Consider the following 26,999-nt stretch of genomic DNA (forward strand, 5'->3'; position numbering starts at 1 on the left):
TGGACCACTCCTCATCATAAGGCCGAAAATCTATCTCTTTATACTCTTAAACAGAGAATTTTACAAGTTATTTATAGTAAAGCATTTTATCTTTTATTGTTTAATAAAAGTAAGGTAAGTGGGTGTTCTGCCTTCACATAGGGCTTTGGCTTCATATCGGGTGCTTGGCCATAGTGGATAGGGAATTTTCCAGTCTGTAGGTTTTTGTGCGAGCCATTCAAAACTATTGTGTTGAATACAATGATAAAGCGTCCAATTGATATAGTCATCTATATCACTAGCAAAGCGGAATTTTTTACCGGCTTTAAGAACTCGAGAAAAACGGTTTAGATTTTTTTCATTAATGAACCGTCGTTTCCAATGCTTTTTTTTAGGCCATGGGTCAGGATAAAATAAATCTATTCCATCAAGAGATTCTGTTGGTAACCAATCAAGAAAATGTGTAGCATCATCGTTATAAAGACGAAGTTGATTTTGATATTCTTTGTGCTTTTCAGTGTATGATAATATTTTTGCCATTCCATTAATAAAAGGTTCTATACCGATAAAACCAGTGCGTGGAAAACGCTTCATTTCATGGAGTAGATGTTCTCCGCTACCAAAGCCAATTTCAAGTCGAACTTCTTCCACTGGATTGGTGAATAAAGATACTAACTTTAAAGGTGCAGGTTTGCTTAAATCAATGTTAAGAGTAGGAAGAAGCGTATTTATAAGTGTAATTTGATTGTTTCGTAGCCGTTTTCCTCGTCGGCGACCAAAAAAAGCTTCACTCATACGCGTTTTATGTGTAGTCATGATATTTTAATCATTTTTTTAAGTTGTCCAACTAAATCAGTTTTTTCCCAAGAAAATGAACCATCATGCTCTGGTTTGCGTCCAAAATGGCCATAAGCTGCTGTTTTTGCGTAAATAGGTTTGTTGAGATCAAGATGCTTTCGGATGCCTGTTGGTGATAAATCCATTATTTTTGGAATTGCGGCTTCAATAGCACTTTCATCTACTTTTCCTGTTCCATGGAGGTTAAGATAAATGGACAAAGGTTCTGCAATACCAATTGCATAGGAGAGCTGAATAGTGCATTGATCTGCTAAATCAGCTGCAACAATATTTTTAGCTAGGTAGCGTGCAGCATAAGCTGCAGAACGATCAACTTTTGTTGTATCTTTACCTGAAAAAGCCCCACCACCATGAGGTGCGGCACCACCATACGTATCCACAATAATTTTCCGTCCTGTTAATCCCGCATCACTTTTAGGACCACCAATAACAAATTTTCCTGTTGGATTAATATACCATCTGCATTGATTGGAGATTGGGATATCATGTAAAGCTTGCAAAATATAGGGTTCAACAATTGTACGGACTTTATTCGAATCCCAGCTTTCATCAAGGTGTTGTACTGAAAGGACAATAGATGTCACTTCCGCAGGTTTGCCATTTTTGTATTCTATTGTTATTTGGCTTTTAGCATCTGGTCCTAATTTACCAGTTTCTCCCTCTTTTCTATGACGGGCTATTGCAAGATGTTCTAAAATCTTATGTGCATAATAAATTGGTGCAGGCATGAGATCTGGTGTTTCACGGCAAGCATATCCAAACATAATGCCTTGATCACCTGCTCCTTCTTCACCATGACGATCAATGGCATGATCAACTCCTTGTGCGATATCAGCTGATTGAGGGCGTAAAAGAACATCAATTTTAACGGTTTTCCAATGAAAATCTTCTTGTTCGTAGCCAATAGCACGAATGGCGTGACGTACAACTTTACGAAAAGGGGTAGGGTTAACAATAAGAGAGCCAGCCTTATCGCGTATAAATTGACCGTTTTTATCTTTTTTTAAGAGTGTATCGGGAACACGTACCTCACCAGCTATGACAACACGATTGACACTTACTAAAGTTTCACAAGCAACTCGTATTAACCATGGATTAGTTTTGGCTTTGTGAGATTCTCTGTAAACCATATCAACGATTTCATCAGAAATACGGTCACAAATTTTATCAGGATGTCCTTCCGATACCGACTCACTTGTAAAAAAATAATTTTGATGCGGCATAGGAACTCTCTCAAATAAAAAAGAAGTCAATATTTCATGTTTGGTAGACTCAAATTTGCTTTATTTGCCAATCCTATGCCAAATCGTCAATAATAATGTAAAAAAGAATATAATTTTATATCTCATCGTTATGATCTTCTTCAGAAAGAGCCTTCGCTAAATCAATAATTTTTCGGCGCACTTTAGCATCAGATATATTGGTAAAAGCACGCATTAATTGAATGCCTTCACTACTAGAACAAAAATCTATAAAATTATTATCACTTTCCGTAAAACCTTCTAAAGATTGTATACCAATTCCTTTATCAAAAAAATAGGAAACTGGAACATCCATAATTTCTGCAATTGCTTGGAGGCGGCTTGCTCCAACACGATTTGTTCCTTTTTCATATTTTTGAATTTGTTGAAAAGTAATACCTAATTTTTCACCGAGTTTTTCTTGAGTAAGACCTAATATATTACGACGCAAACGAATACGGGTTCCAACATAAATATCCATTGGATCGGGTTTTTTTCTAGTTTTGGTCATAATGCAACTCTTTATTTTCAGCGCTTTGTTTTTAAACAAACATTAGGTGCATGTGAGGTTAGTTTATTATAAATGAGGATGATATATAATACTTTTCTTGACGTTACTGGTACACATAACATGATATTGTACATAAGTACTCAATCATTCAAGCTGTTTTGTAGAACCAAAACTAATACGATACAATAGCATAAGAATGAATAAGATGAAAGTAGAGAATGTTCTGTATTTATTGTTCCAAATAGTGGTAATTGGTTGTGGGATCGGTGCATCAAGTGCGCCAATAATATTATATTCAAGGGAAGAAACAATTCTTCCATAAGGATCAATAACAGCTGATATTCCATTATTTGCTGCTCTAATAAGAGGTATTCCCAATTCAATGGCACGAAATTGCGCTTGTTGAAAATGTTGATATGGGCCAGGCGTTTTACCAAACCATGCATCATTTGTTATATTAATAATTGCTTGAGGGGGGGACCTTTAAAAGCCGTTATATTAGGAAATATCGCTTCATAACAAATAAGTGGAAGATAAGAAAAACCATTTGGCATCATAACGGTTCTTCGCACATTGGCAGCAGTATATCCATCAATGGTGTCAGCGAGAACATGCAATCCTACCTTTTTTAGTAAATTTTGATAGGGAAGATATTCACCAAAAGGGACGAGATGAAGTTTATCAGATATGTGAAGAATATCACCTTTGGCATCAATTACTGCAATTGTATTAAAATATTGTATTTGGGTATAAGGAGGGGAAGCATCACCGGTTCGGATGGCACCGATAATAGCCCATTGTTGGGGTTTTAGAAAAGAACCAATATGCTTTGTAAGAATAGAAGGCGTATTACTAAGAATATAAGGAAGAGAAGCTTCTGGCCATATGATAAAATCAGGCTCTGGATTTTGGCTAATAGCTGTTTTAATACTTAAGTTTAGATGAGCTGCAAATATATCGTTTCTTTTCGTATTGTTCATTTTGGTGGCTTGTTGGATAGAGGGTTGAACAATACGAACCCAATGGTTATTATTGCGGTACTCTGCTATATTCGGTGCTGTTTTCAAACGATAAAATCCAAATCCACTATGGGCTAATATAAGAAGAAAACAAAGTAAAAGCGCTGAATTTTTTTTTTCATTTGTTAATAAAACAGTTGGTAAACTATAGCATAAAATAGCAAGGATATTCATTCCATAGAGTCCTACAATCATATCTGATTGCATAAACATTGGGGTTGGCATAGCTGTATAACCGAGAGCATTCCATGGAAAACCCGTCAATAGGATAGCACGTAACCACTCTGCTAATCCGAGTGAGAAGGCTAATACAAAGAAGCGTGCTATGTTTTTTGTCCATAATAAGGAAACAATTATACCAGCAAAAAACCAATAAAAAGAAAGATAAACAGGAAGACAAAAAATAGAGAATGGTAATGCCCAAGCAAAAGAGATTGGATCTATTAATAATGCATTACTTAACCACCAAAGGCTACAAAAAAAATAACCAAAGCCAAAATTTCCAAAGGCTAGTGCATTTGTTAAAAGACGTTTTTTGTTGTTGTGGATAGTATTGATTTTATCGAGAAAAATAATGAAAATAGGAAATGTTAAAAAACAAATGGGCGTTAAATAAAAGGGGGGAAGTGCAAAAGACGTTAAAGCACCGCATAAAAAAACACATATTTGCTGTTTCCAACCAGTGATGGAAAGCAGGAGAAGGTTGAGATTCTTTAACAATAATTAGCTATCCTTATAAGATTGTTGTTCCTTAAGATTTTCATTTTCTGAGATACGAAAAATGCATAATCGTTTAATTCGACGTTTATCAGCTTCTAAAATACGGAAACGATAACCTGGTACAGTTTCAATAATTTCACCTTTTGAAGGGATGCGATCAAGAATGGAAAAGATTAAACCACCAATGGTATCCACTTCATCTCCGTATTCTCCCACGACAAAATCAGGACCAAGAGCTTTTTCCAAATCTTTTAATTCAGTCTTTGCATCAACCAACCATTTATTATCAGGTTGGCGTATGATAGCGTTATCAATATTATCATGTTCATCTTCAATATCTCCAACAACCAATTCGACAATATCTTCCATAGACACCAAACCATCTGTACCACCATATTCATCGATCACTAAAGCCATTTGTGTTCGTGTGGTTTGCATACGTGTTAATAATTTGCTTGCGAGCATAGAACGAGGTACAAAGAGAACTGTTCTAATAAGGTCTAGTTCACCGATAGGGTGTTGTAAATCTTTATGATTCAGTTGTAGAGAGTCATATTTTTGTTCATTTCGAGTAGAGCTGGTAATAAAAGAGGTTATATAATTGAGGATATCGTGGATGTGAATCATACCTCGTGGATCATCTAATGTTTCAGCGTATACAGGTATGCGTGAATGTCCAATTTTTGCAAAAAATTTAAGAGCTTCGCCGAGAGGAGTATTGATTTCCAATGCTTCTATTTCGGAACGCGGAATCATAATATTATCAACACGTGCTTCTCGTAGGCATAAAATATTATGAAGCATAGTGCGTTCTTCAGGAGAAAAAAGAGTTGTTTCCTTTTCGTTATCAGTAGCAAGTACATTAGTAAGACCATCACGTAGTGATGTATGGTTGCGTCTACGTAAAAATGAAAATAGAGAGCTTAGCAATGAATTTTTCTTTGTATAGCTTGTTTTTTGTAGAGAATATTCTTCAGGATTAGAAGATATTTGAGTATTATTTTTTGTATTAATTTTATCCGCCATAGCTTTAAAAATTTTCTAAACTTTCTCAATTATAATAGCTGCACCAATTATTTTAAATTTTATTATTTGTAAACCTAACCTTAAGTTTAACTTTTATCATTTTATAACAACTTAGTATAGGGATCTTTTATAGTTAGCTTTTGAAGTATTTCTTTTTCTAGTTTTTCCATTTGATTAGCTTCATCATTTGTTTCATGATCATAACCAAGAAGGTGAAGGATACCGTGAATGATTATATGCGTTAAGTGATCCTGAAATGATTTTTTTTCTTCTTCTGCTTCTCGCATAACAGTTTCTTGCGCAATAACGATATCACCAAGCATAAGCTTAGGATTTTGTCCAGCTTTAAGAGGAAAAGCAGGAAAGGATAAAACATTTGTGGGTTTATTGTGATTACGCCATCGTGCGTTAATTTGCGCCATATGCGTATCATCTGTAAAAAGCAGGCTGAGCTCACTTGTTATTTCATTTAATGATAAATGCTGCAATGTGGTAACTAGAGCTTTTTCAGTGATATTATAAAGCATTTTCTCATTATTCCATTTAGCACTTTCAATAGTTATATCAATAGAAATCATGAGAAATTGCACTCATTTTTTTTACGGAAAGCCTGTGAGTTGTATTGCTTTTTTTGTTCAATAGAATCACGATCATAAGCTTGAATAATGGTGGAAACAAGAGGGTGCCGTACAACATCTTTTTCATTAAAATGGATAATTTTAATATTTTCTATATCTGAAAGGATGCGAATTGCTTCCACTAAACCTGATTTTTGTCCTGCAGGCAAGTCAATTTGGCTTAAATCACCCGTTATAATCATCCGTGATCCTTCTCCAAGGCGTGTAAGGAACATTTTCATCTGCATAGGTGTAGTATTTTGTGCTTCATCGAGGATTATTGCTGAATGAGCAAGTGTTCGACCACGCATGAACGCTAGAGGAGCGATTTCTATAACTCCAGAGGTTAAAATGCGTTCTACTTTTTCAGCAGTTATCATATCATACAGAGCATCGTAAAGGGGACGTAAATAGGGATCAACTTTTTCTTTAAGATTACCGGGAAGGAAGCCAAGATGTTCTCCAGCCTCAATGGCTGGACGTGAGAGAATAATTCGTTCAATGATACCATATTTAAGAAGCATGACAGCATGAGCAACGGCAAGATATGTTTTTCCAGTGCCTGCTGGACCTATTCCAAAAATAAGTTCAGCATGTTCCATGGCACGCATATAAACGTCTTGTGTTAAAGTACGAGCATAAATTGTTTTTTTATGGGTATTAAGTTGTGCTAGTGTATGTTGTGCAGAAGGTTGAGTTATTTGAAGTTTTTCTTGTTGTTCATCGGGCAAATTTGCCATAGCGATTGCACTTTCCATATCTGATAGAGTAAGCTCTGGATGTGTTTTTGCTTTTTGATAAAGCTGATCTAATACATAGTGTGCTTGTTGTACGGCAATAGCTGCTCCATAAATTAAAATTTTGTTACCGTGTGGACGGATATCAAGCTTGAGTTTTTTTTCAAGATAAGCAAGATTTTCATCAAATTTACCAAAAACTATTTTTGCAGTATTGTTGTTTTCAAATGTTAAAACAACATGGTTAGTATTGACTGTATTAGCTTTTTTAAAGATATTTGTATTTTGAGAGGGAATACCTTTTATCTTTGGACTTTGCTTCGATTTTTTGGTTGATGCTTTCAACCCTTACTCCTTATCTGTTTATATCATAGCTTTAATATAAGCACTTATCTTTAAAAGTGAAATAGCTTTTTAAGATTATATTTTTAAATAGAACTATGAAATTTCTTTAATATTAATATATGTCGGTTTTTTCACCGATGAAACTATTAGAGCTTGCATTTGTAATACGAATTTTCATAATAGTTCCAATAGAGGCTTGTGTATTTACGACAACAGGTAAAAGCCAAGGGGAGCGCCCTATCATTTGCCCAGAGTGACGACCAATTTTTTCAATAAGAACATCGGTTGTTTGACCAATTTTAGAGTGTAAGAATGTATGCTGTTGGTCGAGAAGAATGGCTTGTAAATGCTGGAGGCGAGCATTTTTGACCGTTTCATCAACGTGATTTTTCATTGTTGCACCGACTGTACCAGGTCGAGGTGAATATTTAAAAGAATAAGCCGAACTATAGCCTACTTGTTGAATAAGCTTGATAGTTTCTTCAAAATCTTCGTCAGTTTCACCCGGGAATCCTACAATGAAGTCGCCTGAAAAAGCAATATCAGGCCTTGCAGCACGGATCTTATCGATGAGATTAAGATAATGAATACTTTTATGTTGTCTATTCATTGCTTTCAGGATACGATCTGAACCTGATTGAACAGGAAGATGCAGATAAGGCATAAGTATATCAAGATCTCGATGTGCAGCAATAAGACTGTCATCCATATCGCGTGGATGACTTGTTGTATAACGTAATCGTTTTAAACCATCAATTTTAGCTAGGTGATGGAGAAGATCTCCAAGGCGCCAAGTTTTTCCATCGATACTCTGTCCATGCCATGCGTTTACATTTTGCCCAAGAAGTGTAATTTCTTTTACACCTGCTTCAATAAGTTGGTACGCTTCAGCTGTGATTTGCTTAACGGATCGGGATATTTCTGCTCCCCGTGTATAGGGAACAACGCAAAAGGTACAAAATTTATCGCAACCTTCTTGCACTGTTAAAAATGCACTAATGCCTCTTTGTCGAACAGCTTGTTTGTTATGAGGTGGTAAATGAGAAAATTTATCTTCAACGGCATAATCTGTTTCAATAACTTTTTTTCCTTGTTTGACTTGTTTTAATAGTTCCGGTAGCCGATGATACATTTGTGGTCCAATGATAAAATCTACGGTTGGTGCACGTCGCAAGATTTCATTGCCTTCGGCTTGCGCAACACAACCTGTAACACCGATCATCAAAGGTTTATCATGTGTACGTCCTTGACGTATTATTTGTAAGCGACCAAGATCAGAGTAAAGTTTTTCTGCTGCTTTTTCTCGAATATGGCAGGTATTAATCAGAATAAGGTCTGCATCATTTGGTGTTTGTGTGGCAATATAACCTTGAGCACTTAAACTATCATTCATTCGCTGGCTATCATAAACATTCATTTGGCATCCATAAGTTTTAATAAAAACTTTTTTGGGGCCACTGGGAAGTATATTTTTAGAATTTGTACGATGATCCATATTGCGTTTCTAAACGTTTTTTTTTTTAATCTCAATCTATTTGCTTGAAAGTTTTTTGCATGATGATTGCATCTATGAGTCCATTGTGTGATTGATAGTAGGCTGGGCGTTTAGCAATCTTTTGAAATTTAAATCGTTTATAAAGGGCTAAGGCAGGAAGATTGGTTTCTTCTACTTCTAGAAAAAGTTTCGTTGCACGTTTACGACGAAGGTGGCGAAATATGTTATCAATAAGAAAATGACCAATTTTTTGTTGACGGTTATTAGAATCAACTGCAATCGTTATAATTTCTGCTTCACCAAGAATAAGACGGCAGAGACAAAATCCTAAAATTTGATGAGATTGTCCAATGAGATGGGCTTTATAGCCAAAGATAGAATGATCTTTTAAAAAAGTCTCAAATGTTTGTTGTGTCCACGCTATAGAAAAACAATTTTTATGAATTTGATGAAGAAAAATACTATCTTTAGAGCTTAATGGTGCGATTATAAAATTTTTTTTTGTCAACAAAGATTTAGCCATTATTGTTTTCGTGGTAAAGCAAAATCAGTTTGTTGTTTTGCATCAGCATCACGTAAGTAGAGGGGATGCGGTGGTATTGGGGGCTGTTTATTTGCAGCTAGGTATGCATAAGTTAAAACGTCTGCAGCATCACATGGAATGGAATCCAGTATAATTTTTTTGCTCATTGTATTGTTTTTAATATAGAGAGTAATAATTTCAGCAGCTGGGCCAGTAAGCATAGTGTGTTCGGATAGATCTGCGATAATATTTTCAGGAGTTTTTAGGCTGGGCATGCTTAAAGCTATAAGATTTTTGTTGAAATTTTGATGATAGAACATTCCTCTACCGGCTTCAATAACAACAGTAATGATTGATGTGATATGTTTATTAGCTACTTGTGCAGCTAATGCTTCAAGTGAGCTGACTCCAATAACTGGAATTTCTAATGCTAAGGCCAAAGCTTTTGCTGTAGCAATGCCTACACGTATACCTGTAAATGATCCCGGTCCAATATTGACGGCAATGCGATTAATCTGATCAAGCTTAATATTTGCTTGATGAGTTAGCTGTTCGATTTGACCAATGAGTTTCTCAGCATGACCTTTGCCAATACATTGACTGATGCGTGCGATAACAGATTTATGTTGAACAAGTGCGACAGCACAATAAGTTGAAGCAGTATCTATAGCAAGAATAAGCATAAATGCTTTTTAGCGGAATATAGTAATAAATAAAAGATAAGTTTTGATTTTTAAAAATTTTCTTTATCTCTAGTGAAATATTAAAAATAATGAGATCAGTAGGATATATAATTGTTTTGAGCTGTATTTGAGCATAGCGTATCTTTTATCACAGAAAGACAATACATGTGAAATAGGTTCAATATTTTACGTTGTTCTGTAAGCTATATTTAAGAAAGTGAAGTATTCGATGTAAATTTTTTAAAATGTTATGCGATCAAAATTAAAAAGTTTTATCATAAGACTACTGAAGACACTAAGGAAAAATATAGAGGTGATTGAAGCACATATCACGCGCCATCCTGCTTTTTTTAATGAACGAATATCAACACTTAATCCTAATCCTGCCATTGAAATAATAGTGAAAAGTTGAGTAATAAAGTTGATAGGAGTAAGAGCAGTTGTAGGAATAAGTTCTGCTGAGCGTATAAGCATCATGATAATAAAGCCAATGATAAACCATGGAATGAAATTATGTAAACGTAGATGATGTCCTGGTCGAGGGTAAATGATTGCTAGAGTAAAAATGATCGGACCTAACATTAAAACTCGCACTAATTTAACAAGAGTTGCTATTTGAACACTCACAAAAGATACAGATGTTGTTGCTGCTAAAACCTGTGGAACAGCATAAACGGTCATACCTGCTAATATACCATATTGATTAAATGATAAATTAAAGAGAGGTTGTAAAGAAGGCAGAATGAAAATAATAATAGCTCCTAGGAGAGCAGCAAATGCAATTGATGCAGCCACTTCTTCACTTTTTGCATTAATAACAGGCGCAGTGGTTACAATAGCTGAATTACCACAGATAGCATTACCACAAGCGATAAGCATGGCTAAATTTTTAGAAAGTCCATAAAATCGTCCAATAATAAAACTGATAAAAATAGTAAGAAATACAATAACTATAATACCAACAAGTAAAGTCCAACCGGCGGAAAGTACTGTGTGGACACTAACGCTTGCACCTAGAAGAACAATAGCGATTTCCAGAAGTATTTTTGCGCAAAAATTTATACCTTTATCAAAATATTCTGGAAGAGAAGAACAACTACGGACAATAGAGCCTAATAAAATCGCTAAAACAAGAGTTTCAATCCATGCTTCTGCAAGAAGTTTTTTTTCTATAATTTCTAAACCATAAGGGGATGCCGATATAAGCGCACAGATTAAAATTCCTGGTCCTAAATTGACTATAAAAGATAAATTTTTTTTGGCATTTTAGAAGTTCCCCTGCCGCGCATTATACAAAATATTGGCCTTTAAGATCCTTCTATCATAAAATTTAGGGATTATCAAAAAACGACCGAGAAATAATTTCAAAAATTAGTTCTTGCTTGTAAAGCAGCAGCTAACGTTCCGTCATCGAGATAATCTAGTTCACCACCTACTGGTACTCCATGGGCAAGGCGGGTGATTTTAATGGAAAACTGGGAAAGTTGATCGGTAATATAGTGAGCTGTCGTTTGTCCTTCAACTGTAGCATTAACGGCTAAGATGATCTCTGTAATTGAATTATTAGTAACGCGGTTGATTAAAGAGGCGATGTTTAGTTCATCAGGTCCTATGCCATCTAAAGGAGACAGTCGTCCACCTAAGACATGATAACGTGCTGATAAAAATTTTGCACGTTCAAGAGCCCAGAGATCAGAAATATCTTCAACAACAATGATTATTGATTCATCACGGTGAGGATCTGTACAAATTGAACAGGGATTTGTTGTGTCTACATTACCACAAACAGAACAAATTCGAACTTTATTTGCAGTTTCTTGTATTGCAGATCCTAGAGGTTCTAACAGAGTTTCTTTTTTCTTGATGAGATAGAGAGCGGCACGACGTGCTGAACGTGGTCCGAGACCTGGTATCCGTGCTAAAAGCTGAATAAGGTGTTCAATTTCGGGGCCTGCAATATGTTTAGACATACTATTATACCAAGAGATTAAAATATAATTTGTTTATCAAAACGGAAATTGAAAACCTGGTGGGATTGGCATTCCTGCAGTCACGCTTTTAGTTTTTTCTTCAATAATTACATCAATTTTACTTTTAGCGTCAGTATAGGCAGCTATCATAAGATCTTCAAGAATTTCTACGTCTTTAGGATTCATCAATGAAGTATCAATGTTTATGGCTGATATAGTATTTTGACCATTAAGAGTGATTTTGACAAGACCTCCACCTGCTATACCAGTTGCTTGCAGATTGGCCAATTCACTTTGCATTTGCTGCATTTTTGTTTGCATTTCTTTGGCTTTTTTCATTATATTCATCATATCACGCATAGGGATGAGTTTCCTTATTCATCATTTGTATTGTTATCAGTGTCAAAGATATTAGGGATTAAATCAAGATCATTTTCTTTTTTATTGAAGCGAATATCAATGATTTTTGCTCCTGGGAAAGTATTGAGGATTTTTGCAATATCAGGGTCCGTTTGTGCATCGGCAAAAAGAGATTTTTGTATAGCAACACTTTCTTCTTGTAGAGTTGGTTTTCCTCCTTCATTGACAAGAGTTATAGTCCAGTGTTTTCCAGTCCATTGGTACAGCATTTTTTTTATATCACGTTCAAGGGAGCGTGGGGCTTCTTCAGCGAGTCTTAATGTTATGTGCTGCGGTTCAAAAGAAACAGGATGAACGAATTCTTTGATCAATAATTTGAAATGTATTTCATTATGCTGGTCAGCTAGATCAACAATATCTTGCAAAGAATCTATGATGATTTTTTCTTTTGTAGCTTTTGTGTCTAATTGGGGGTCAATTTGAGATGAATTGATTATATTTTTATTAAGTTGATTCGTTTGAACATTTTCGCGAGTTTCAATCTTATTACAAAAATCGATCTTTTCAGAAGTTTTAATCTTTATATATTCGGGAGAGCAACTAGATTGGTTTTGCAGTGTATCTGAAATTGGAGAGGAAGTGTAACTATGTGCAACTTCTGTTTTTATAAGATTGCTTTCATTTATTGTTTCTTGAGAAGAATGATTTTCAACAATTATAGGTGTTTTTTTTTCCTGTGTGAGTTTTGTTAAAGCTTCGTCAAGAGTTGGTAAATCAGCAATGTGGGCAAGACGAATCAATAACATTTCGGCAGCTTGAATAGGATGGGGAGCTTGATTGACTTCCTGTAGGCCTTTGAGAAGCATTTGCCAACTGCGTGAAAGAACACGAATAGAAAGTTTTTGTGAAAAATTTAAGCTTCTTGAGCGTTCCTCTTCTGTAAGTGATAAATTCTCTATTATTTCTGGTGTCAAACGTAATCGTGTAATTAGATGATTAAAATCAGCTAGTTCTGTTAGTATAACAAAAGGATCTGCACCTCTATTGTACTGATTGCGTAATTCGTGCAATGCATTAACAATATTTCCTTTCATAAGGGATTCAAAGAGATCAATAATGCGAGATTGATCCGTTAATCCTAACATGAGGCTTACTGCAGTGGCATCAACTTTACCATTACCATAAGCAATTGCTTGATCAAAAATAGATAACGCATCACGGACAGATCCTTCTGCCGCACGGGCAATCATGAATAACGCTTGATCTTGCGCTTCAACTTTTTCCAGTTGAGCAACTTTGCGTAAATGAGTGACCAAAACAGTTGTTTCAATACGCTGCAGATTAAAACGCTGACAGCGTGAAAGAATTGTAATAGGAACTTTACGGATTTCTGTCGTTGCAAAAATAAATTTCACATGTGGAGGAGGTTCTTCAAGTGTTTTTAATAGACCATTAAATGCTTGTGTTGAGAGCATATGAACTTCGTCAATAATATATATTTTATAACGTGCAGAAACGGGGCGGTAACGGATTTGTTCAATAATTTCACGAATATCGTCAATACCAGTATGCGAAGCAGCATCCATTTCTATAACATCTATATGGCGACCTTCAATAATTTGTGCGCAATGCTCACCAAGTGTATCGAATAGGGTGGTTGGTTGATCAATATCTTTGGTTTTGTAGTTAAGAGCTCGAGCTAAAATACGTGCTGTTGTGGTTTTTCCTACTCCACGAATCCCCGTTAACATCCATGCTTGTGCAATACGTCCTGTTTTAAAGGCATTATTGAGAGTACACACTATTGCTTCTTGGCCAATTAGGTCAGAGAAGTTTTGAGGTCGATATTTGCGAGCAAGAACGCGATAGGCCATTGTTGCTGGCGTATTTTCTATTAATTGTTCCAATTTTGAAGCTCTTTTTGATAAAGACTCAATAATAAAAAGAGGTAGATTAACAGAAATCTCTTTAAATATTAAGAGAGTTTTTTAATGAGTTTATTTTAAGACTAAAATTTTTTGAATTTAAGAGAGCTCAAAATTTCTCTTCTTGTGAGACAGAAATGTTATCCTAAAAGGCTAAAAACATTGTAGTTGAAAACTGTTCCAACTGTTATTAAAAGACCTAAAGTAAGTTTGTATTTCATACTAAAGACCTTATTCTCCTCCAAAATCAATGTAGAGGACCATTATTTAAAAAGTAAGGAGGTTGGCACGATGACCCGTACAAAAACTCGTTAGGGCTGCTTCTTTCCAGACCTGACCCGGTTGGCGAGCAGTTCGTCCATCACCAACCTCCCTCTATTTAGATTATCGATTTAAAATAAAAAATCAAGCAAGAACCAAAAATATGATACAGATGATTAAAATTTGTATCTGAATTTGATGAATTTTCAGGAAGCGCTATAAAAGCGTACTCACATAGAAATAAATCTTTCTTAATTTTAAAATTTTAAGGTACACTTATCCTTATTTATACAATCCTGTATCACAGTTTGTTCCTACAATTTTTTTGTCAGTTATATTTTCAAAAGTATAAGGTCTTCCTATCCAAGGGAAACCTATGTCAAGGGATTCAACATTATTAATGATAAATACTTTTTTGTTTTTGTTATGAGTTACTTGACTTGGATTTTCAGAAATAATTTTCAGATCTTCTAAACCACGAGGATCCGTATATGTTAAACGAAATGTGGCTGCAGGATTGAGGTTTTTGCAACCATATTCCACCCCTTGTCTAAATTCCTCGTTTTTTTGAATTACAACCTTTTCATGAGGTGCAAATGTCCATTCATGTTCGCTAAATCCAGCAAAAGCATCATTACAGATCAAAATACTTACAAAAGTTAGCCCTTGAGATAGAAGTTTTTTCATTTATATATTCCCCTTTTAAGTTATTTAGAATGATCACGTCTGATTGATAATACAACATTGCTTAAGTTTAAGATATACCAAAAATAATATAGCAATTAATTCTATATTTTTTTGAAAAAAGGATTGTGTTGATTATTGCAGTTAGTTTTACACTAGAATTTTACGGACTCTTTCAAGATCATTTTGTGTGTCAACACTTAAAAAAGTTGTATCGATTATCTCCACATCAATACGCATATTATTTTCTAATGCGCGTAATTGTTCAAGATTTTCACGTTGTTCAAGTGTGGAGGGTTTCAGTGTGACAAATTGTTCAAGAGCTTCACGTCGGTAAGCATATAATCCAATATGATGGTAAAAAGGTCCATCTCCATAAGGTGCTGTTGCACGAGTGAAATAAAGAGCACGAAGGCGATTGTGAGCAATTGGTGTGCCAATAATTTTCACAACATTTGGGTTGATTTTTTCATTCTCTTCAATCAGTTTCGTTCCCAATGTTGCAATATCAGTTAAATTATTTTCTAGAGGTCGTAAGGTACTTAAGATGGCATTAGGCGTGATTGTTGGCAAATCACCTTGTACATTCAAAATGGCATTATAGCGTCGTTCAGGATCAATTTTGGTTAAGGCTTCATAAATGCGATCAGATCCTGATTGATGGTGGGTACAGGTTATGATACATTCATGGCCATAAGCTGTAACGGTTTGAGCGATTTTGTCGTGATCTGTTGCAATGATAATACGCGTTAGCCCAGTTTTTTTTGCCTGTTCAGCAACATGAACGATCATAGGTTTTCCAGAAATTTCAGCGAGAGCTTTACCCGGTAAACGTGTTGATTCCATGCGAGCAGGAATAAGAATGAGTGGTTCAAGAGTCATTATAGAGTTCCAAATATTATAAATTTGATGCTTTTATAATATTGTACATGATAAGGGAAAAGCTTAAACTAAAAATAATAATAATAGAAAGATGATTTTAAAATTCTTATGAAACGATTGACCTTCATTTATTTAATGTGCGCGTGTTTATTTTTGTTGATTATTTTAGTGGGTATTTTCACGATCAGCGATATGATTTCTAATGATTCAGTGCAACATTCTTCTAAAATTACTGATAATGATAAGCTTAAAGAAACACAAAATATATCTGACAAATCTTTATTGTTGAGTGATCTTCTTAAACAAGGCGATCTTGAGAATGGACGGAAGATTTTTCGTCAGTGTGCGATCTGCCATGCTTCTAAACCTGGTGGATCTAATCGTGTTGGTCCATCACTTTGGGAGATCGTGGACCGTCCTTTTGCAAGTATAAAAAATTTTTCTTATTCAAAAGTGTTACGTGCGAATTCTGATAAAAAATGGGATTTTTTTACTTTAGATCGTTATATTCAATCACCACGTCAAGCATTTCCAGGAACAATTATGTCTTTTCGTGGGATTAAAAATGATCAAGATCGTGCTGATCTTTTGCTTTATTTGCGTAGTTTATCTGATTATTCTGTTCCTCTACCAGAGGATGATGAATAAGATTAGTTAATGTTTTAAAAAACATAGGTCTAGATTTTATTTATAATTTTGTTGTTTTGAATTTGTCAAAAATCATTATTGATGCGTCATTAAAATAATATGATACGTTGTTATTGAAAAGGAAATACAAATAAATGGCAGCTTATATTATACGACGTTTTTTTTTGATTATACCAACACTTATTGGTATTTTAACAGTAACATTTATCATCGTTCAATTTACTCCAGGTGGGCCTATTGAAAATATCATTGCTCAATTACAAGGAATAGGGGGAGATGGTACAGGGCGTATAGCAGGTGGTGGAGATTTTAATTTATCTTCTGATGTTATTGCTAATGGTGCTCATGTTGGGTCATTATCGTCCGGATCTTCTCAATATCGCGGTGCACAAGGATTGGATCCAGAGTTTATCACAAAACTTGAAAAACAATTTGGTTTTGATAAGCCTCCTTTGGAACGTTATTTAACAATGCTTAGTCGTTATGTGCGTTTTGATTTTGGGGAGTCTTATATACAGGGGCGTTCAGTTATTGACCTTATTAAAGATGCATTACCTGTATCTCTTTCTCTTGGTTTTTGGCATTTATTAATTTCTTATGCTATTTCTATACCATTGGGAATTCGTAAAGCGCTCAGAGAAGGGTCTGCTTTTGATGCGTGGACAAGTACTGTTATTGTTATTGGCTATGCGATTCCAAGTTTTCTTTTTGGTATTTTTTTAATGGTTTTTTTTGCTGGGGGGTCCTTTTTCGATTGGTTTCCATTGGGTCATTTAACTTCTGATAATTTTGAGACATTATCTTTTGGAGAAAAGATTTTGGATTATTTATATCATTTAGTTTTACCATTGACAGCGATGGTTATTTCTTCTTTTGCGACAACGACATTATTGACAAAAAATTGTTTTTTGGAAGAAATTCGCCAGCAATATGTTATTACCGCTCGTGCTAAGGGTTTAAGTGAGCATTCAGTTCTTTATGTCCATGTATTTCGCAATGCGATTTTGGTTATCATAGCTTGTTTTCCTGCGACTTTTATGGGATCATTTTTTAGTGGATCTTTATTAATTGAAATGCTCTATTCATTAAATGGTATAGGCCTTTTAAGTTATACGTCTATTGTTAGCCGTGATTATTCTGTTGTATTTGCTTCTCTTTATATTTTTTCGTTAATTGGTCTTATTATAAGCCTCATTTCTGATGTTGTTTATATGATGGTTGATCCACGTATTGACTTTGATAAAAAGGACTTGTGATGGAAAAGGAAAGAGACAATAGATTGTATGATGATAAATTGAAACGATGGACTTTTCTTTCTCCATTAAATGCTCGTCGTTGGCACAATTTCAAGCAGAATCGTCGCGGTTGGTGGTCGTTATGGCTCTTTTTATTTTTATGTGTTTGTTCTTTTTCAGCAGAATTTATTGCTAATGATCGTCCGATTATTGCTTCTTATAAAGGAGAGCTTCTTTTTCCTATTTTTTTTGATTATCCTGATGAAAAATTTGGTGGAAATTTGGCTAAAACTGATTTTCGTGATCCTTTTATTCAAAATGAAATAGCCCAACATGGTTGGGCATTGTGGCCAATGGTTCGTTATTCCTATAATACGGTGGTAGGGAATAAAACTGTAGCATTAGCGCCTCCTTTTTGGCTTCAAAGCAAAGAGGAGCGTTGTATTCATTATGCACAGGGAAGTGTTGATCCAGAGTGTACTATTCATCAATGGAATTGGCTTGGAACTGATGATTTAACGCGTGATATTTTTGCGCGAGTTTTATATGGTTTTCGTGTATCGATAATTTTTAGTATTCTTTTAACAGCTATTTCTGCAATTATTGGTATTACAGCTGGTGCAATTCAAGGGTATTTTGGTGGTTGGATTGATTTAATTTGTCAACGCTTGATTGAAATATGGTCTTCTGTACCATCACTTTATTTAGTGATTATTATGGCTGCAGTTTTAGCGCAGGGTTTTTGGATGCTATTGGGTGTTATGCTTCTTTTTCAATGGGTCGTATTAGTTGGTGTGGTACGGGCAGAATTTTTACGAGCACGAAATTTTACCTATATTAATGCTGCACGCGCGTTAGGCGTTCCTAATAGGATTATTATGATACGTCATTTGTTGCCTAATGCTATGATTGCTGCTTTAACTTATTTGCCGTTTTTATTGACATCAGGGATTTCATTGTTAACATCGCTTGATTATTTAGGTTTTGGCCTTCCCCCTGGTTATGCTTCTTTAGGAGAGGTAATGCGGCAGGCTACCTCTAATTTAAATGCTCCTTGGATTGGTATCACAGGTTTTTTTGTTATTGCTGTGACATTGTCTTTGCTGGCATTTATTGGTGAAGCAGCTCGAGATGCTTTTGATCCACGAAAGATACAATAATGACAGAATTGCTTTCAGTCCGTGACCTTTCGGTTGCATTTTGTCAGACAGAGACAAAAAAATATATTCTTAAACAAATTTCTTTCGATGTTCGGGAAGGGGAAACAGTAGCGTTTGTTGGGGAATCAGGTTCAGGAAAGTCAATAACAGCACTCTCTATTTTACAATTATTATCTTTTTTGAAAAGGCTTGATCAATCGGGTGAAATTCTCTTTAATAATAAAGATTTAATGAAGCTGAAAGAAGAAGATTTGCGTAAAATTCGTGGCAAAGATATTGCTATGATTTTTCAAGAGCCGATGATTTCTCTTAATCCTTTACATACCGTAGAGCGTCAAATAGGTGAAGTTCTTAGAATGCATGCAGTGATTTCTGATCAAGTATTGCGCATGCACATTATTGATTTACTGAAACAAGTAGGTATTAGTGAACCACAAAAACGTTTGGATTCATTCCCTCATCAATTATCAGGGGGTCAACGACAACGTGTGATGATTGCAATGGCACTTGCGAATAATCCAAAATTATTGATTGCTGATGAGCCAACAACTGCATTGGATGTAACTGTTCAAGCACAAATTCTTGAATTATTAATACAGCTTAAAAAGCATCGCAAAATGTCAATGCTTTTTATTACGCATAATTTGTCTATTGTGCGCCGTATTGCAGATCGTGTCTACGTTATGAAGGAAGGAAAAATTGTTGAAAATGGTTCAACAAATGAAATTTTTAAAAATCCTCAACATCCTTATACCAAGCAATTATTAGCAGCGGAGCCTAAAAATCATCCTCTTCAAGCTGATAATAACGCACCTATTTTGATACAAGCTCAGAAAGTACAAGTTTGGTTTCCAATTAAAAAAGGATTGTTTCGACGGACCGTTGATTATGTAAAAGCTGTTCAGGATGTCGATGTTATAATTCGTTCTGGGAAAACGCTTGGTGTTGTAGGAGAGTCGGGATCAGGAAAAACAACATTAGGACTTGCGTTGACACGAATGCTTTCTTCTAAAGGTCAAATCATTTTTGATGGTGTAGATATAAGCAATTTTAATTTTAAGCAGATGCGTTCTTTGCGTCGTCATATTCAGATTGTTTTTCAAGATCCTTTTAGTTCACTTTCTCCACGGATGTCTGTCAGTGAAATTATTGCTGAGGGATTATCAATTCATGAACCTAAGCTTTCTTATTCTGATCGTAATGATCGCGTGATTGAAGCTTTGTGTGAAGTTGATCTCGATCCTAAGACCCGTTTTCGTTATCCTCATGAGTTTTCTGGTGGACAGAGACAGCGGATTGCCCTTGCGCGCGCAATTATTCTTAAACCACGCCTTATTATGCTTGATGAACCAACATCCTCTCTTGATATGAGTGCGCAGGCACAAATTGTTGATCTTTTACGTTATTTGCAACTAAAATATCATTTAGGTTATTTATTTATTAGTCATGACTTGAAAGTTGTTAAAGCGCTTGCCCATGAAGTGATTGTTATGCGTCATGGCAAAATAGTTGAATATAGTTCTGCTGATCGTATTTTTTCTTGTCCAAAAAATCCTTATACGCAAACTTTGATGTCTGCTGCATTTGCGTTAGAAGCTGATCGTTTATAGGAAATTATATCAAATTGTGCTGATAATCCGTTATAAAGAAGAAGTTTTCCTACTAAAGGTTTACCGATATTTGTGATCAATTTAATTGCTTCCATTGCTTGTAATGTACCGATAACTCCAGGCAAGGCACCGATGATTCCAGTTTCAGCACATGTCGGTGTCGTATCTGGAGCTGGTGGATTAGGAAATAAATCCCGATAGTGTGGATTATTGTCTTTATAAGGCATAAGTACTGTTAGTGAACCTTTGAATCGGTGTATAGCTCCGCTTATTAAAGGCTTAGAACATTGGGCAGCATGATCTGCAAGGAGATAGCGCGTGGAAAAATTATCGCTACCATCAATAATGATGTGATAGGCGTTAAGCAGTTGATCCACATTATTTTCATTCAGTCGAAAGTTGTATTTTTTAACTTTAACATGAGGGTTTATTGCTTTTATTGTTGTTTCTGCACTGATGGTTTTGTATTGGTTAATTGTGTTTGTGCTGTGAATAACTTGACGTTGTAAATTGGATAATGAAACAATGTCATCATCAACAATTCCAATAGTTCCAACCCCTGCTGCAGCAAGATAGAGTAAGACAGGAGCTCCAAGACCACCTACACCAATGACAAGAACACGTGCAGTTTTAAGTCTTTGTTGTCCTATTCCACCAATTTCAGGGAGGATGATATGGCGTGCGTAGCGTTCGATTTCTTCTTTACTTAATTTTTTATCACTTTCTTTTATCATAGGCTCTCTCTTGTCATAGTTTCCTTTACTGTTTAATAAATTTATGTTTGCTTGACCAGTTGGCAGTCAGCGGTAGGAGGTTTTATTAATGAAAATTGCTATTCAGATGGATCATATTGCGACGATTGAGATCCGAGGAGATACTACGTTTGCACTTGCTTTGGCAGCTCAAGAACGTGGACATTCTCTTTTCCATTATACACCGGATTCCTTATTTATACGTGATGGGTGTGTGATTGCTCGGTTAGAGCCACTAACTGTACGTGATGAAGAAGGATCTCATTACCAATTAGGTGAGTCTGTACGTACGGAATTAATGGATATGGATGTGGTTTTGTTACGACAAGATCCACCTTTTGATATGCATTATATCACTACCACTCATTTTTTAGAACGTATTCATCCTAAAACACTAGTTGTGAACGATCCAATGTGGGTGCGTAATAGTCCGGAAAAGATTTTTGTGACTGAATTCTTTGATTTAATGCCCGAGACAATCATTACAAAGGATATTGAAGAAATAAAGGCATTTAGATCTAGATTTGGCGATATCATTCTTAAGCCACTTTATGGGAATGGAGGGGCGGGTGTTTTTCATTTAAAACATGACGATCGCAATTTCGCATCACTGGTTGAAATGTTTGAAAAAAGTTATAAAGAGCCTTTTATTGTGCAGCGTTATTTAGAGGGCGTACGAAGGGGAGATAAACGAATTATTTTGCTTGATGGTGAGCCAGTTGGGGCAATTAATCGAATTCCTACAGCTACCGATGTTCGTTCTAATATTCATGTTGGAGGTCATGTAGAATATATTGGTTTGACAGAACGTGATTATGAAATTTGTGCACGTATTGGCCCATCTTTAAAAAAACGTGGTTTGCTTCTTGTAGGGATTGATGTGATTGGGGACTATATAACAGAAATCAATGTTACATCTCCTACAGGAGTTCGTGAAATTAAACGCTTTGGAGGCGCAGATATCGCTTCTCTTTTTTGGGATATTGTTGAACTTAAACGCTTAAATTAAAAATGACTATAACATAGTTTATCATATGACTGATATGAATTAATTTTGTATGTTACGGTAATGCAACGATAGATCTTGAATTAAATTTAAAGGAATTATAAATGAGGAAATTGTTATCAATTGGAATAGGGTTTATTTCCTCTATTATATTATTGGTTGATATTAGTTATGCTCGCAATCGAGTTCATATTGTAGGTTCATCGACAGTTTTGCCTTATGGGAAAATTGTTGCTGAGGTCTTTGGAGAAATGTACTCTGATTTTAAAGTTCCTGTTATTGAATCGGGAGGTTCAGGAGCTGGTATTAAGGAATTCTGTCGTGGTATTGGGAAGAAAACAGTTGATATTGTTCATACTTCGCGAGCAATGAAATCAGATGAATTACGATCTTGTTTTGATGCTGGCGTAAAGGATATTGAAGAAATGCGTATTGGGTATGATGGCATTGTTTTTGCGACAGATATCAATGGTCCTGATTGGAAATTGCAGCCAGTGGATTTGTATAGAGCATTAGCTGCGCAGGTCATTGTGGATGGAAAATTGCAACCAAATAAATTTATGAAATGGAGTGCAGTCAATAGTGATCTTCCTGATTGGACAATTACAGCTTATATTCCTGGTGAAAAGCATGGAACTCGTGAAGTTCTTGAAGAAAAAGTGCTTTCTATTGGCTGTAAAGCCAGTGGTGCAGTTGAGCAGATGAAGGCTTTGGGAATGAGTGATAAGGCTATTAATGCTACTTGTATTGCTGTCCGTAAAGATGGAAAAGTTATTGATATCGATGGTGATTATTCTGAGACATTTGCTCGTCTTACTTCTTCTAAAACAGGAATTGGGGTTTTTGGTTTGTTTTTTTATGAAAACAATGCAGATAAACTTAAGGTTGCATCTATTAATGGTATTTATCCAACTGTTGAAACAATTTCTGATGGTACATATTTGATTGCACGTCCGTTGTTTTTCTATGTTAAGAAATTGCATTTAAACATTGTACCAGGTATGCAAGAATATGTTGATTTCTTTCTTTCTGATCAAATGATTGGTTTACATAGTCCATTAACTGAATATGGTTTAGTTCCTCTTTCTGAAAGAGAAAGACAGCTGCAACGAGATGCTTTTTCTTCTGGTAAAGTCATGGTTTTGCAGTAATTTTTTATATTGATGATGTGGAATTATTTTATGTTTCTTTTTTACAGAAATTGAAAAACAAGATGGCTATTTCTTTCATTATTTTTCTCTTGTTGACTTTTAGTATCATTGGCTTTTGCATTTCTTATATGCGAGCGCGTTGCCTTGAACGTTCAGGATTTAAGATGCATTCTCGTGCACATTATTATGGTTGGTGGACATTTTTAATAACTATTATTCCAGCTCTGATTTTTTTAATTTTTTGGAATGTTGGTAGTTCTGCTTATTTGGAATATATTGTTTCACGAGAGTTGGAAGCTCATATGGTGTCTATGATAGAAATAGATAAGCATGGGCTTATCCGCGGGTTAATCAAAATGATGCCTCACTTTAAAGGAGCTCTTACCGCTACTTTATATGAGGATGTGAGAGCTCAATTGTTAGTGCAAGGATTTGTTTTGCCCGTAACAGTGCCAGATTATATATTGAAAATTACAGAGTTATGGCATTTTTTTTATGATAAATTGCAATTTATTGGTCATATTTTGTTTTCTATTATTACATTTTTCTGTTTTATTTTTGGTATTATGCAAGTTTCTCCGCGCCAACGTGCCCGTAATAAAGTTGAGCGTTTGATTATTATTGGATTGGTTTGTGCATCTACAATTGCTATTTTAACAACGGTTGGTATTGTGGTTTCTATGTTTTTTCAAACAATGAATTTCTTTCAATCTGTGTCATTATCAAATTTCTTTTTGGGGACAGTATGGGATCCCCGTTTTTCAATGAATCATGCAGAAAATAGTGTGGGACAATTTGGTTTAATACCATTATTAGCTGGTACGCTTTATATTGCTTTTATTGCTATGCTTTTTGCTGTACCTGTTGGGTTATTTGCTGCTCTTTATATGGCTGAATATGCTTCAATTCGATTACGGTCGATTGTGAAACCATTAGTAGAAGTACTTGCTGGCATCCCAACTATTGTGTACGGTTTCTTTGCTTTGAAGATTGTTGGGCCTTTTTTGCACAATCTTTCACTGTCTCTTTCTGGTGGGGTTAGTTTTATTATGGCTCAAAGTGTTTTGACGGCTGGTATTGTTATGGGAATTATGTTGATTCCTTTTGTTTCATCTTTATCAGATGATATTATTACTGCTGTTCCACGTTTTTTACGTGAAGGTTCTTATGGTTTAGGAGCAACACAATCTGAAACAATTAAAAAAGTAGTTATACCAGCTGCTCTTCCTGGGATTATGGGAGCACTTCTGTTGACTGCATCACGTGCAATTGGAGAGACAATGATTGTGGTATTGGCAGCTGGTGTTGCTGCAAATTTTACTTTTAATCCATTTGAAGCGATGACAACAATGACGGTTAAAATTGTTAATCAATTAACGGGTGATTTTGAGTTTAATTCTCCACAGACACTTGTAGCTTTTGCTTTGGGAATGACACTTTTTATTCTGACTCTTTTAATGAATATTTTAGCTCTTTATATAGTACGTAGATATCAGGAACGATATGAATGAGTGAAGCTTTTTTTTTACATCGTCGTAATATTGACCTTAAAGGTCGTTATCGAGCTGAACGCCGTTTTCGTATTTATGGTTTAAGTGCTATCTTTATTAGTTTGTTTTTTTTGGCAATTCTTTTATGGTCTATTGTTAGTCAAGGTTATACAGCTTTTTTTCAAAGTGAGATGATTTTATCAGTTTATTTGGATGAAAAAGTGATTGACCCTAGTGGTCAGCGTGAGAGTAATCCAAAGATATTAGTAACTGCTAATTATCCACTTCTTGTACAGAATGCTTTGGCAACAAAACTTGGGGTCGATCTCAATCATCAGATATCTATGCGTAATGTTAACCGTATGTTTTCGCAGAGTGTTCGTGTTCAGTTGCGTGATATAGTGGTGAAAAATCCTCATTTAATTGGAACAACGCAAAAAGTTAAAGTTTTAGCTGCGTCAGATATTGATTCAGCATATAAGGGGCAGATTAATTTACATGTACCAGAAAAAAATCGTAAAATTTCTGATCAACAGATACAATGGATGAAATATTTAATTAATGACGGTACTCTTTATAAGACTTTCAACCGTCATTTTTTTACATTTGGTGCATCAAGTCGTCCTGAGACTTCGGGTTTAGGTGTCGCGATGATTGGTTCTCTTTATATGATGATTATTGTTTTAGTAATTTCATTACCAATAGGGATAGCGACAGCTCTTTATCTTGAAGAATATGCACGAAAAAATAAATTCACAGATTTTATTGAAATTAATATTAATAATCTTGCTGCTGTTCCTTCGATTGTTTTTGGTCTTCTAGGACTTGCTGTTTTTATCAATTTTATGGGGATGCCGCGTTCAGCATCATTTGTTGGAGGGCTTGTTTTGGCTCTTATGACATTACCAACAATTATTATTGCTACGCGTTCTGCTTTACGAGCTGTTCCATTCTCTATTCGTGCAGGAGCTTTAGGGTTGGGTGCATCGAAGACGCAAATGGTTTTTCATCATGTGATTCCTTTAGCAGCTCCTGGTATTCTGACAGGCACAATTATTGGTTTGGCTCAAGCACTGGGTGAGACAGCGCCTTTGCTTTTGATTGGGATGGTTGCTTTTGTTGTGGATATTCCCATTACGCCAATGGATCCAGCAACAGCTTTGCCTGTTCAAATTTTTATGTGGGCAAGTGAAGCAGAGCGTTCTTTTGTGGAGAAGACATCAGGTGCTATTATTATATTAATGATTTTTCTCATTTTTATGAATATTGCAGCTGTTCTTTTACGCCGGCGGTTTGAACGACGTTGGTAATTTTTGAGAGAGTTGATGCATAACACTAAGGTTGAATCGAGTATGAAGATCAAAATGCGTGGTCAAGATGTTCGTGTTTTTTACGGAAAGAAAGAAGTTATTCACGGCATTACTCTTGATATTATCGAACATCAAGTCACTGCATTAATTGGGCCTTCAGGTTGTGGAAAATCGACTTTTTTACGATGTTTTAACCGTATGAATGATACAATTGAAGGCGCCAAAGTAACAGGTTTGATTACTTTAGATGAGGAGGATATTTATACCTCACGTATTGATGTTGTAGAATTACGTGCGCGTGTTGGAATGGTTTTTCAGAAACCTAATCCTTTTCCAAAATCTATTTTTGAGAATGTTGCTTATGGACCGCGTATTCACGGTTTAGCGAAATCTCGTGTTGAATTGCAGGAGATTGTTGAAAAAAGCTTGATACAAGCGGGATTATTCGAAGAAGTGAAAGATCGCCTTCATATGCCAGGAACAAGTTTATCAGGCGGACAACAACAACGTTTATGTATTGCACGTGCTATTGCTGTAAGTCCTGAAGTTATATTGATGGATGAGCCCTGTTCAGCTCTTGATCCAATTGCAACGGCACGTATTGAAGAGCTGATCGATGCGTTGAGACAAAGTTATACAATTGTAATTGTGACACACTCTATGCAGCAGGCGGCACGTGTTTCTCAATATACGGCTATGTTTCATGTAGGGCACTTGGTAGAAGTTGGCGCAACAGAAATGATGTTTACATCACCAAAAGAGCAACAGACGCAGGATTATATTACTGGACGTTTTGGGTAA

Annotated in this window: 25 protein-coding genes, 1 other RNA gene and 1 pseudogene; 9 read left to right on the forward strand and 18 right to left on the reverse strand. The window is 35.5% G+C overall.

All coding sequences use genetic code 11. The annotated features are described in order from the left end of the window. Positions 1-93 precede the first annotated feature (93 nt). The 17 genes and pseudogenes from BA1379B_RS00165 to BA1379B_RS00240 all read right to left on the reverse strand — a co-directional run bounded on the left by BA1379B_RS00165 (position 94) and on the right by BA1379B_RS00240 (position 15,836). Complete coding sequence (locus BA1379B_RS00165; protein ID WP_078673510.1) at positions 94-795, reverse strand: tRNA (guanine(46)-N(7))-methyltransferase TrmB; 702 nt, start codon at positions 793-795, stop codon at positions 94-96. Beyond that, on the reverse strand, positions 792-2,060 hold the full coding sequence (gene metK / locus BA1379B_RS00170; protein ID WP_035005600.1) for a methionine adenosyltransferase: 1,269 nt from the start codon (positions 2,058-2,060) through the stop codon (positions 792-794). The genes BA1379B_RS00165 and metK overlap by 4 nt, the downstream gene beginning before the upstream one ends. A 115-nt stretch (positions 2,061-2,175) precedes the next feature. Beyond that, entirely contained in the window at positions 2,176-2,589 is a 414-nt protein-coding gene (locus BA1379B_RS00175) for a helix-turn-helix domain-containing protein (protein WP_035005602.1), read from the reverse strand. 144 nt (positions 2,590-2,733) lie between these two features. Then, a pseudogene (lnt, locus tag BA1379B_RS00180) lies at positions 2,734-4,328 on the reverse strand (apolipoprotein N-acyltransferase). Positions 4,329-4,331: 3 nt separating this feature from the next. Then, positions 4,332-5,354 carry a hemolysin family protein gene (locus tag BA1379B_RS00185; protein WP_035005605.1) on the reverse strand — a complete coding sequence of 341 codons (1,023 nt, stop codon included), beginning with the start codon at positions 5,352-5,354 and terminating at the stop codon, positions 4,332-4,334. A 101-nt stretch (positions 5,355-5,455) separates the two neighbouring features. Next, on the reverse strand, positions 5,456-5,932 hold the full coding sequence (ybeY, locus tag BA1379B_RS00190; protein WP_035005607.1) for an rRNA maturation RNase YbeY: 477 nt from the start codon (positions 5,930-5,932) through the stop codon (positions 5,456-5,458). Next, positions 5,929-7,053 carry a PhoH family protein gene (locus BA1379B_RS00195; protein WP_035005608.1) on the reverse strand — a complete coding sequence of 375 codons (1,125 nt, stop codon included), beginning with the start codon at positions 7,051-7,053 and terminating at the stop codon, positions 5,929-5,931. The genes ybeY and BA1379B_RS00195 overlap by 4 nt, the downstream gene beginning before the upstream one ends. 112 nt (positions 7,054-7,165) lie before the next feature. Next, positions 7,166-8,548, reverse strand: coding sequence for a tRNA (N6-isopentenyl adenosine(37)-C2)-methylthiotransferase MiaB (miaB, locus tag BA1379B_RS00200; protein WP_035005610.1), 1,383 nt, complete (start codon positions 8,546-8,548; stop codon positions 7,166-7,168). A gap of 31 nt (positions 8,549-8,579) precedes the next feature. Beyond that, positions 8,580-9,071 carry a ribosomal protein S18-alanine N-acetyltransferase gene (rimI, locus tag BA1379B_RS00205; RefSeq protein ID WP_035005611.1) on the reverse strand — a complete coding sequence of 164 codons (492 nt, stop codon included), beginning with the start codon at positions 9,069-9,071 and terminating at the stop codon, positions 8,580-8,582. Then, positions 9,071-9,754: a tRNA (adenosine(37)-N6)-threonylcarbamoyltransferase complex dimerization subunit type 1 TsaB gene (gene tsaB / locus BA1379B_RS00210; protein WP_035005613.1), complete on the reverse strand. Its 684-nt coding sequence runs from the start codon at positions 9,752-9,754 to the stop codon at positions 9,071-9,073. Before tsaB ends, rimI begins: the two co-directional genes overlap by 1 nt. Positions 9,755-9,994: 240 nt before the next feature. After that, a complete protein-coding gene (locus BA1379B_RS00215; protein WP_078692270.1) occupies positions 9,995-10,996 on the reverse strand; it encodes a YeiH family protein in 1,002 nt (333 codons plus the stop codon). A 122-nt stretch (positions 10,997-11,118) separates the two neighbouring features. Continuing rightward, positions 11,119-11,724, reverse strand: a complete 606-nt coding sequence (gene recR / locus BA1379B_RS06760; RefSeq protein ID WP_035005616.1) for a recombination mediator RecR — start codon at positions 11,722-11,724, stop codon at positions 11,119-11,121. A 36-nt stretch (positions 11,725-11,760) separates the two neighbouring features. Further along, complete coding sequence (locus tag BA1379B_RS06765; protein WP_035005618.1) at positions 11,761-12,084, reverse strand: YbaB/EbfC family nucleoid-associated protein; 324 nt, start codon at positions 12,082-12,084, stop codon at positions 11,761-11,763. Positions 12,085-12,098: 14 nt separating this feature from the next. After that, the gene (locus tag BA1379B_RS00225; RefSeq protein ID WP_236829081.1) at positions 12,099-13,958 is read right to left on the reverse strand and encodes a DNA polymerase III subunit gamma/tau; all 1,860 of its coding nucleotides are present in this window, start codon (positions 13,956-13,958) and stop codon (positions 12,099-12,101) included. Positions 13,959-14,284: 326 nt separating this feature from the next. Further along, positions 14,285-14,382: signal recognition particle sRNA small type (gene ffs, locus BA1379B_RS00230), an RNA gene on the reverse strand. Positions 14,383-14,552: 170 nt separating this feature from the next. Continuing rightward, positions 14,553-14,957, reverse strand: a complete 405-nt coding sequence (locus BA1379B_RS00235; RefSeq protein ID WP_078692272.1) for a hypothetical protein — start codon at positions 14,955-14,957, stop codon at positions 14,553-14,555. Between the two features lie 147 nt (positions 14,958-15,104). Next, positions 15,105-15,836, reverse strand: coding sequence for a 3-deoxy-manno-octulosonate cytidylyltransferase (locus BA1379B_RS00240; RefSeq protein WP_035005622.1), 732 nt, complete (start codon positions 15,834-15,836; stop codon positions 15,105-15,107). 108 nt (positions 15,837-15,944) lie between these two features. Between BA1379B_RS00240 and BA1379B_RS00245 the strand changes: the two genes are divergently transcribed. From BA1379B_RS00245 to BA1379B_RS00260, 4 genes are all read left to right on the forward strand, one after another. Beyond that, positions 15,945-16,484, forward strand: coding sequence for a c-type cytochrome (locus tag BA1379B_RS00245; protein WP_035005624.1), 540 nt, complete (start codon positions 15,945-15,947; stop codon positions 16,482-16,484). Between the two features lie 134 nt (positions 16,485-16,618). After that, positions 16,619-17,740: a microcin C ABC transporter permease YejB gene (locus BA1379B_RS00250; protein ID WP_078673518.1), complete on the forward strand. Its 1,122-nt coding sequence runs from the start codon at positions 16,619-16,621 to the stop codon at positions 17,738-17,740. Then, positions 17,740-18,879: an ABC transporter permease gene (locus BA1379B_RS00255; RefSeq protein WP_051668830.1), complete on the forward strand. Its 1,140-nt coding sequence runs from the start codon at positions 17,740-17,742 to the stop codon at positions 18,877-18,879. The genes BA1379B_RS00250 and BA1379B_RS00255 overlap by 1 nt, the downstream gene beginning before the upstream one ends. Beyond that, positions 18,879-20,489 carry an ABC transporter ATP-binding protein gene (locus BA1379B_RS00260; RefSeq protein ID WP_035005627.1) on the forward strand — a complete coding sequence of 537 codons (1,611 nt, stop codon included), beginning with the start codon at positions 18,879-18,881 and terminating at the stop codon, positions 20,487-20,489. Before BA1379B_RS00255 ends, BA1379B_RS00260 begins: the two co-directional genes overlap by 1 nt. Here BA1379B_RS00260 and BA1379B_RS00265 read toward each other — a convergent pair. Next, positions 20,435-21,223 (reverse strand): molybdopterin-synthase adenylyltransferase MoeB, encoded by a 789-nt coding sequence (locus tag BA1379B_RS00265; RefSeq protein ID WP_078673519.1) that lies wholly within the window; start codon positions 21,221-21,223, stop codon positions 20,435-20,437. The genes BA1379B_RS00260 and BA1379B_RS00265 overlap by 55 nt on opposite strands. Before the next feature lie 88 nt (positions 21,224-21,311). On the opposite strand from BA1379B_RS00265, the gene gshB reads away from it, so the two are divergent. From gshB to pstB, 5 genes are all read left to right on the forward strand, one after another. Next, entirely contained in the window at positions 21,312-22,250 is a 939-nt protein-coding gene (gene gshB, locus BA1379B_RS00270; protein WP_078673520.1) for a glutathione synthase, read from the forward strand. A 101-nt stretch (positions 22,251-22,351) separates the two neighbouring features. Beyond that, positions 22,352-23,398 carry a PstS family phosphate ABC transporter substrate-binding protein gene (locus BA1379B_RS00275; protein ID WP_035005633.1) on the forward strand — a complete coding sequence of 349 codons (1,047 nt, stop codon included), beginning with the start codon at positions 22,352-22,354 and terminating at the stop codon, positions 23,396-23,398. A gap of 62 nt (positions 23,399-23,460) precedes the next feature. Then, positions 23,461-24,909: a phosphate ABC transporter permease subunit PstC gene (gene pstC, locus BA1379B_RS00280; protein ID WP_078692273.1), complete on the forward strand. Its 1,449-nt coding sequence runs from the start codon at positions 23,461-23,463 to the stop codon at positions 24,907-24,909. Continuing rightward, the gene (pstA, locus tag BA1379B_RS00285; protein WP_078673522.1) at positions 24,906-26,198 is read left to right on the forward strand and encodes a phosphate ABC transporter permease PstA; all 1,293 of its coding nucleotides are present in this window, start codon (positions 24,906-24,908) and stop codon (positions 26,196-26,198) included. The genes pstC and pstA overlap by 4 nt, the downstream gene beginning before the upstream one ends. 42 nt (positions 26,199-26,240) lie before the next feature. Beyond that, positions 26,241-26,999, forward strand: coding sequence for a phosphate ABC transporter ATP-binding protein PstB (pstB, locus tag BA1379B_RS00290; protein ID WP_035005638.1), 759 nt, complete (start codon positions 26,241-26,243; stop codon positions 26,997-26,999).

The sequence above is a fragment of the Bartonella sp. A1379B genome (assembly GCF_002022485.1).
Lineage (GTDB): Bacteria > Pseudomonadota > Alphaproteobacteria > Rhizobiales > Rhizobiaceae > Bartonella > Bartonella rochalimae.

Bases quoted from the DNA above. Each gene is read 5' to 3' on its own strand.
- gshB (WP_078673520.1), top strand. From the start codon at position 21,312: ATGAAAATTGCTATTCAGATGGATCATATTGCGACGATTGAGATCCGA.
- rimI (WP_035005611.1), bottom strand. From the start codon at position 9,071: ATGGCTAAATCTTTGTTGACAAAAAAAAATTTTATAATCGCACCATTA.
- BA1379B_RS00255 (WP_051668830.1), top strand. From the start codon at position 17,740: ATGGAAAAGGAAAGAGACAATAGATTGTATGATGATAAATTGAAACGA.
- BA1379B_RS06765 (WP_035005618.1), bottom strand. From the start codon at position 12,084: ATGCGTGATATGATGAATATAATGAAAAAAGCCAAAGAAATGCAAACA.
- recR (WP_035005616.1), bottom strand. From the start codon at position 11,724: ATGTCTAAACATATTGCAGGCCCCGAAATTGAACACCTTATTCAGCTT.
- pstB (WP_035005638.1), top strand. From the start codon at position 26,241: ATGAAGATCAAAATGCGTGGTCAAGATGTTCGTGTTTTTTACGGAAAG.
- BA1379B_RS00245 (WP_035005624.1), top strand. From the start codon at position 15,945: ATGAAACGATTGACCTTCATTTATTTAATGTGCGCGTGTTTATTTTTG.
- BA1379B_RS00260 (WP_035005627.1), top strand. From the start codon at position 18,879: ATGACAGAATTGCTTTCAGTCCGTGACCTTTCGGTTGCATTTTGTCAG.
- BA1379B_RS00240 (WP_035005622.1), bottom strand. From the start codon at position 15,836: ATGACTCTTGAACCACTCATTCTTATTCCTGCTCGCATGGAATCAACA.
- pstA (WP_078673522.1), top strand. From the start codon at position 24,906: ATGAGTGAAGCTTTTTTTTTACATCGTCGTAATATTGACCTTAAAGGT.
- metK (WP_035005600.1), bottom strand. From the start codon at position 2,060: ATGCCGCATCAAAATTATTTTTTTACAAGTGAGTCGGTATCGGAAGGA.
- ybeY (WP_035005607.1), bottom strand. From the start codon at position 5,932: ATGATTTCTATTGATATAACTATTGAAAGTGCTAAATGGAATAATGAG.
- BA1379B_RS00275 (WP_035005633.1), top strand. From the start codon at position 22,352: ATGAGGAAATTGTTATCAATTGGAATAGGGTTTATTTCCTCTATTATA.
- BA1379B_RS00250 (WP_078673518.1), top strand. From the start codon at position 16,619: ATGGCAGCTTATATTATACGACGTTTTTTTTTGATTATACCAACACTT.
- pstC (WP_078692273.1), top strand. From the start codon at position 23,461: ATGGCTATTTCTTTCATTATTTTTCTCTTGTTGACTTTTAGTATCATT.
- miaB (WP_035005610.1), bottom strand. From the start codon at position 8,548: ATGGATCATCGTACAAATTCTAAAAATATACTTCCCAGTGGCCCCAAA.
- BA1379B_RS00175 (WP_035005602.1), bottom strand. From the start codon at position 2,589: ATGACCAAAACTAGAAAAAAACCCGATCCAATGGATATTTATGTTGGA.
- BA1379B_RS00235 (WP_078692272.1), bottom strand. From the start codon at position 14,957: ATGAAAAAACTTCTATCTCAAGGGCTAACTTTTGTAAGTATTTTGATC.
- BA1379B_RS00225 (WP_236829081.1), bottom strand. From the start codon at position 13,958: ATGGCCTATCGCGTTCTTGCTCGCAAATATCGACCTCAAAACTTCTCT.
- BA1379B_RS00265 (WP_078673519.1), bottom strand. From the start codon at position 21,223: ATGATAAAAGAAAGTGATAAAAAATTAAGTAAAGAAGAAATCGAACGC.
- BA1379B_RS00185 (WP_035005605.1), bottom strand. From the start codon at position 5,354: ATGGCGGATAAAATTAATACAAAAAATAATACTCAAATATCTTCTAAT.
- tsaB (WP_035005613.1), bottom strand. From the start codon at position 9,754: ATGCTTATTCTTGCTATAGATACTGCTTCAACTTATTGTGCTGTCGCA.
- BA1379B_RS00165 (WP_078673510.1), bottom strand. From the start codon at position 795: ATGACTACACATAAAACGCGTATGAGTGAAGCTTTTTTTGGTCGCCGA.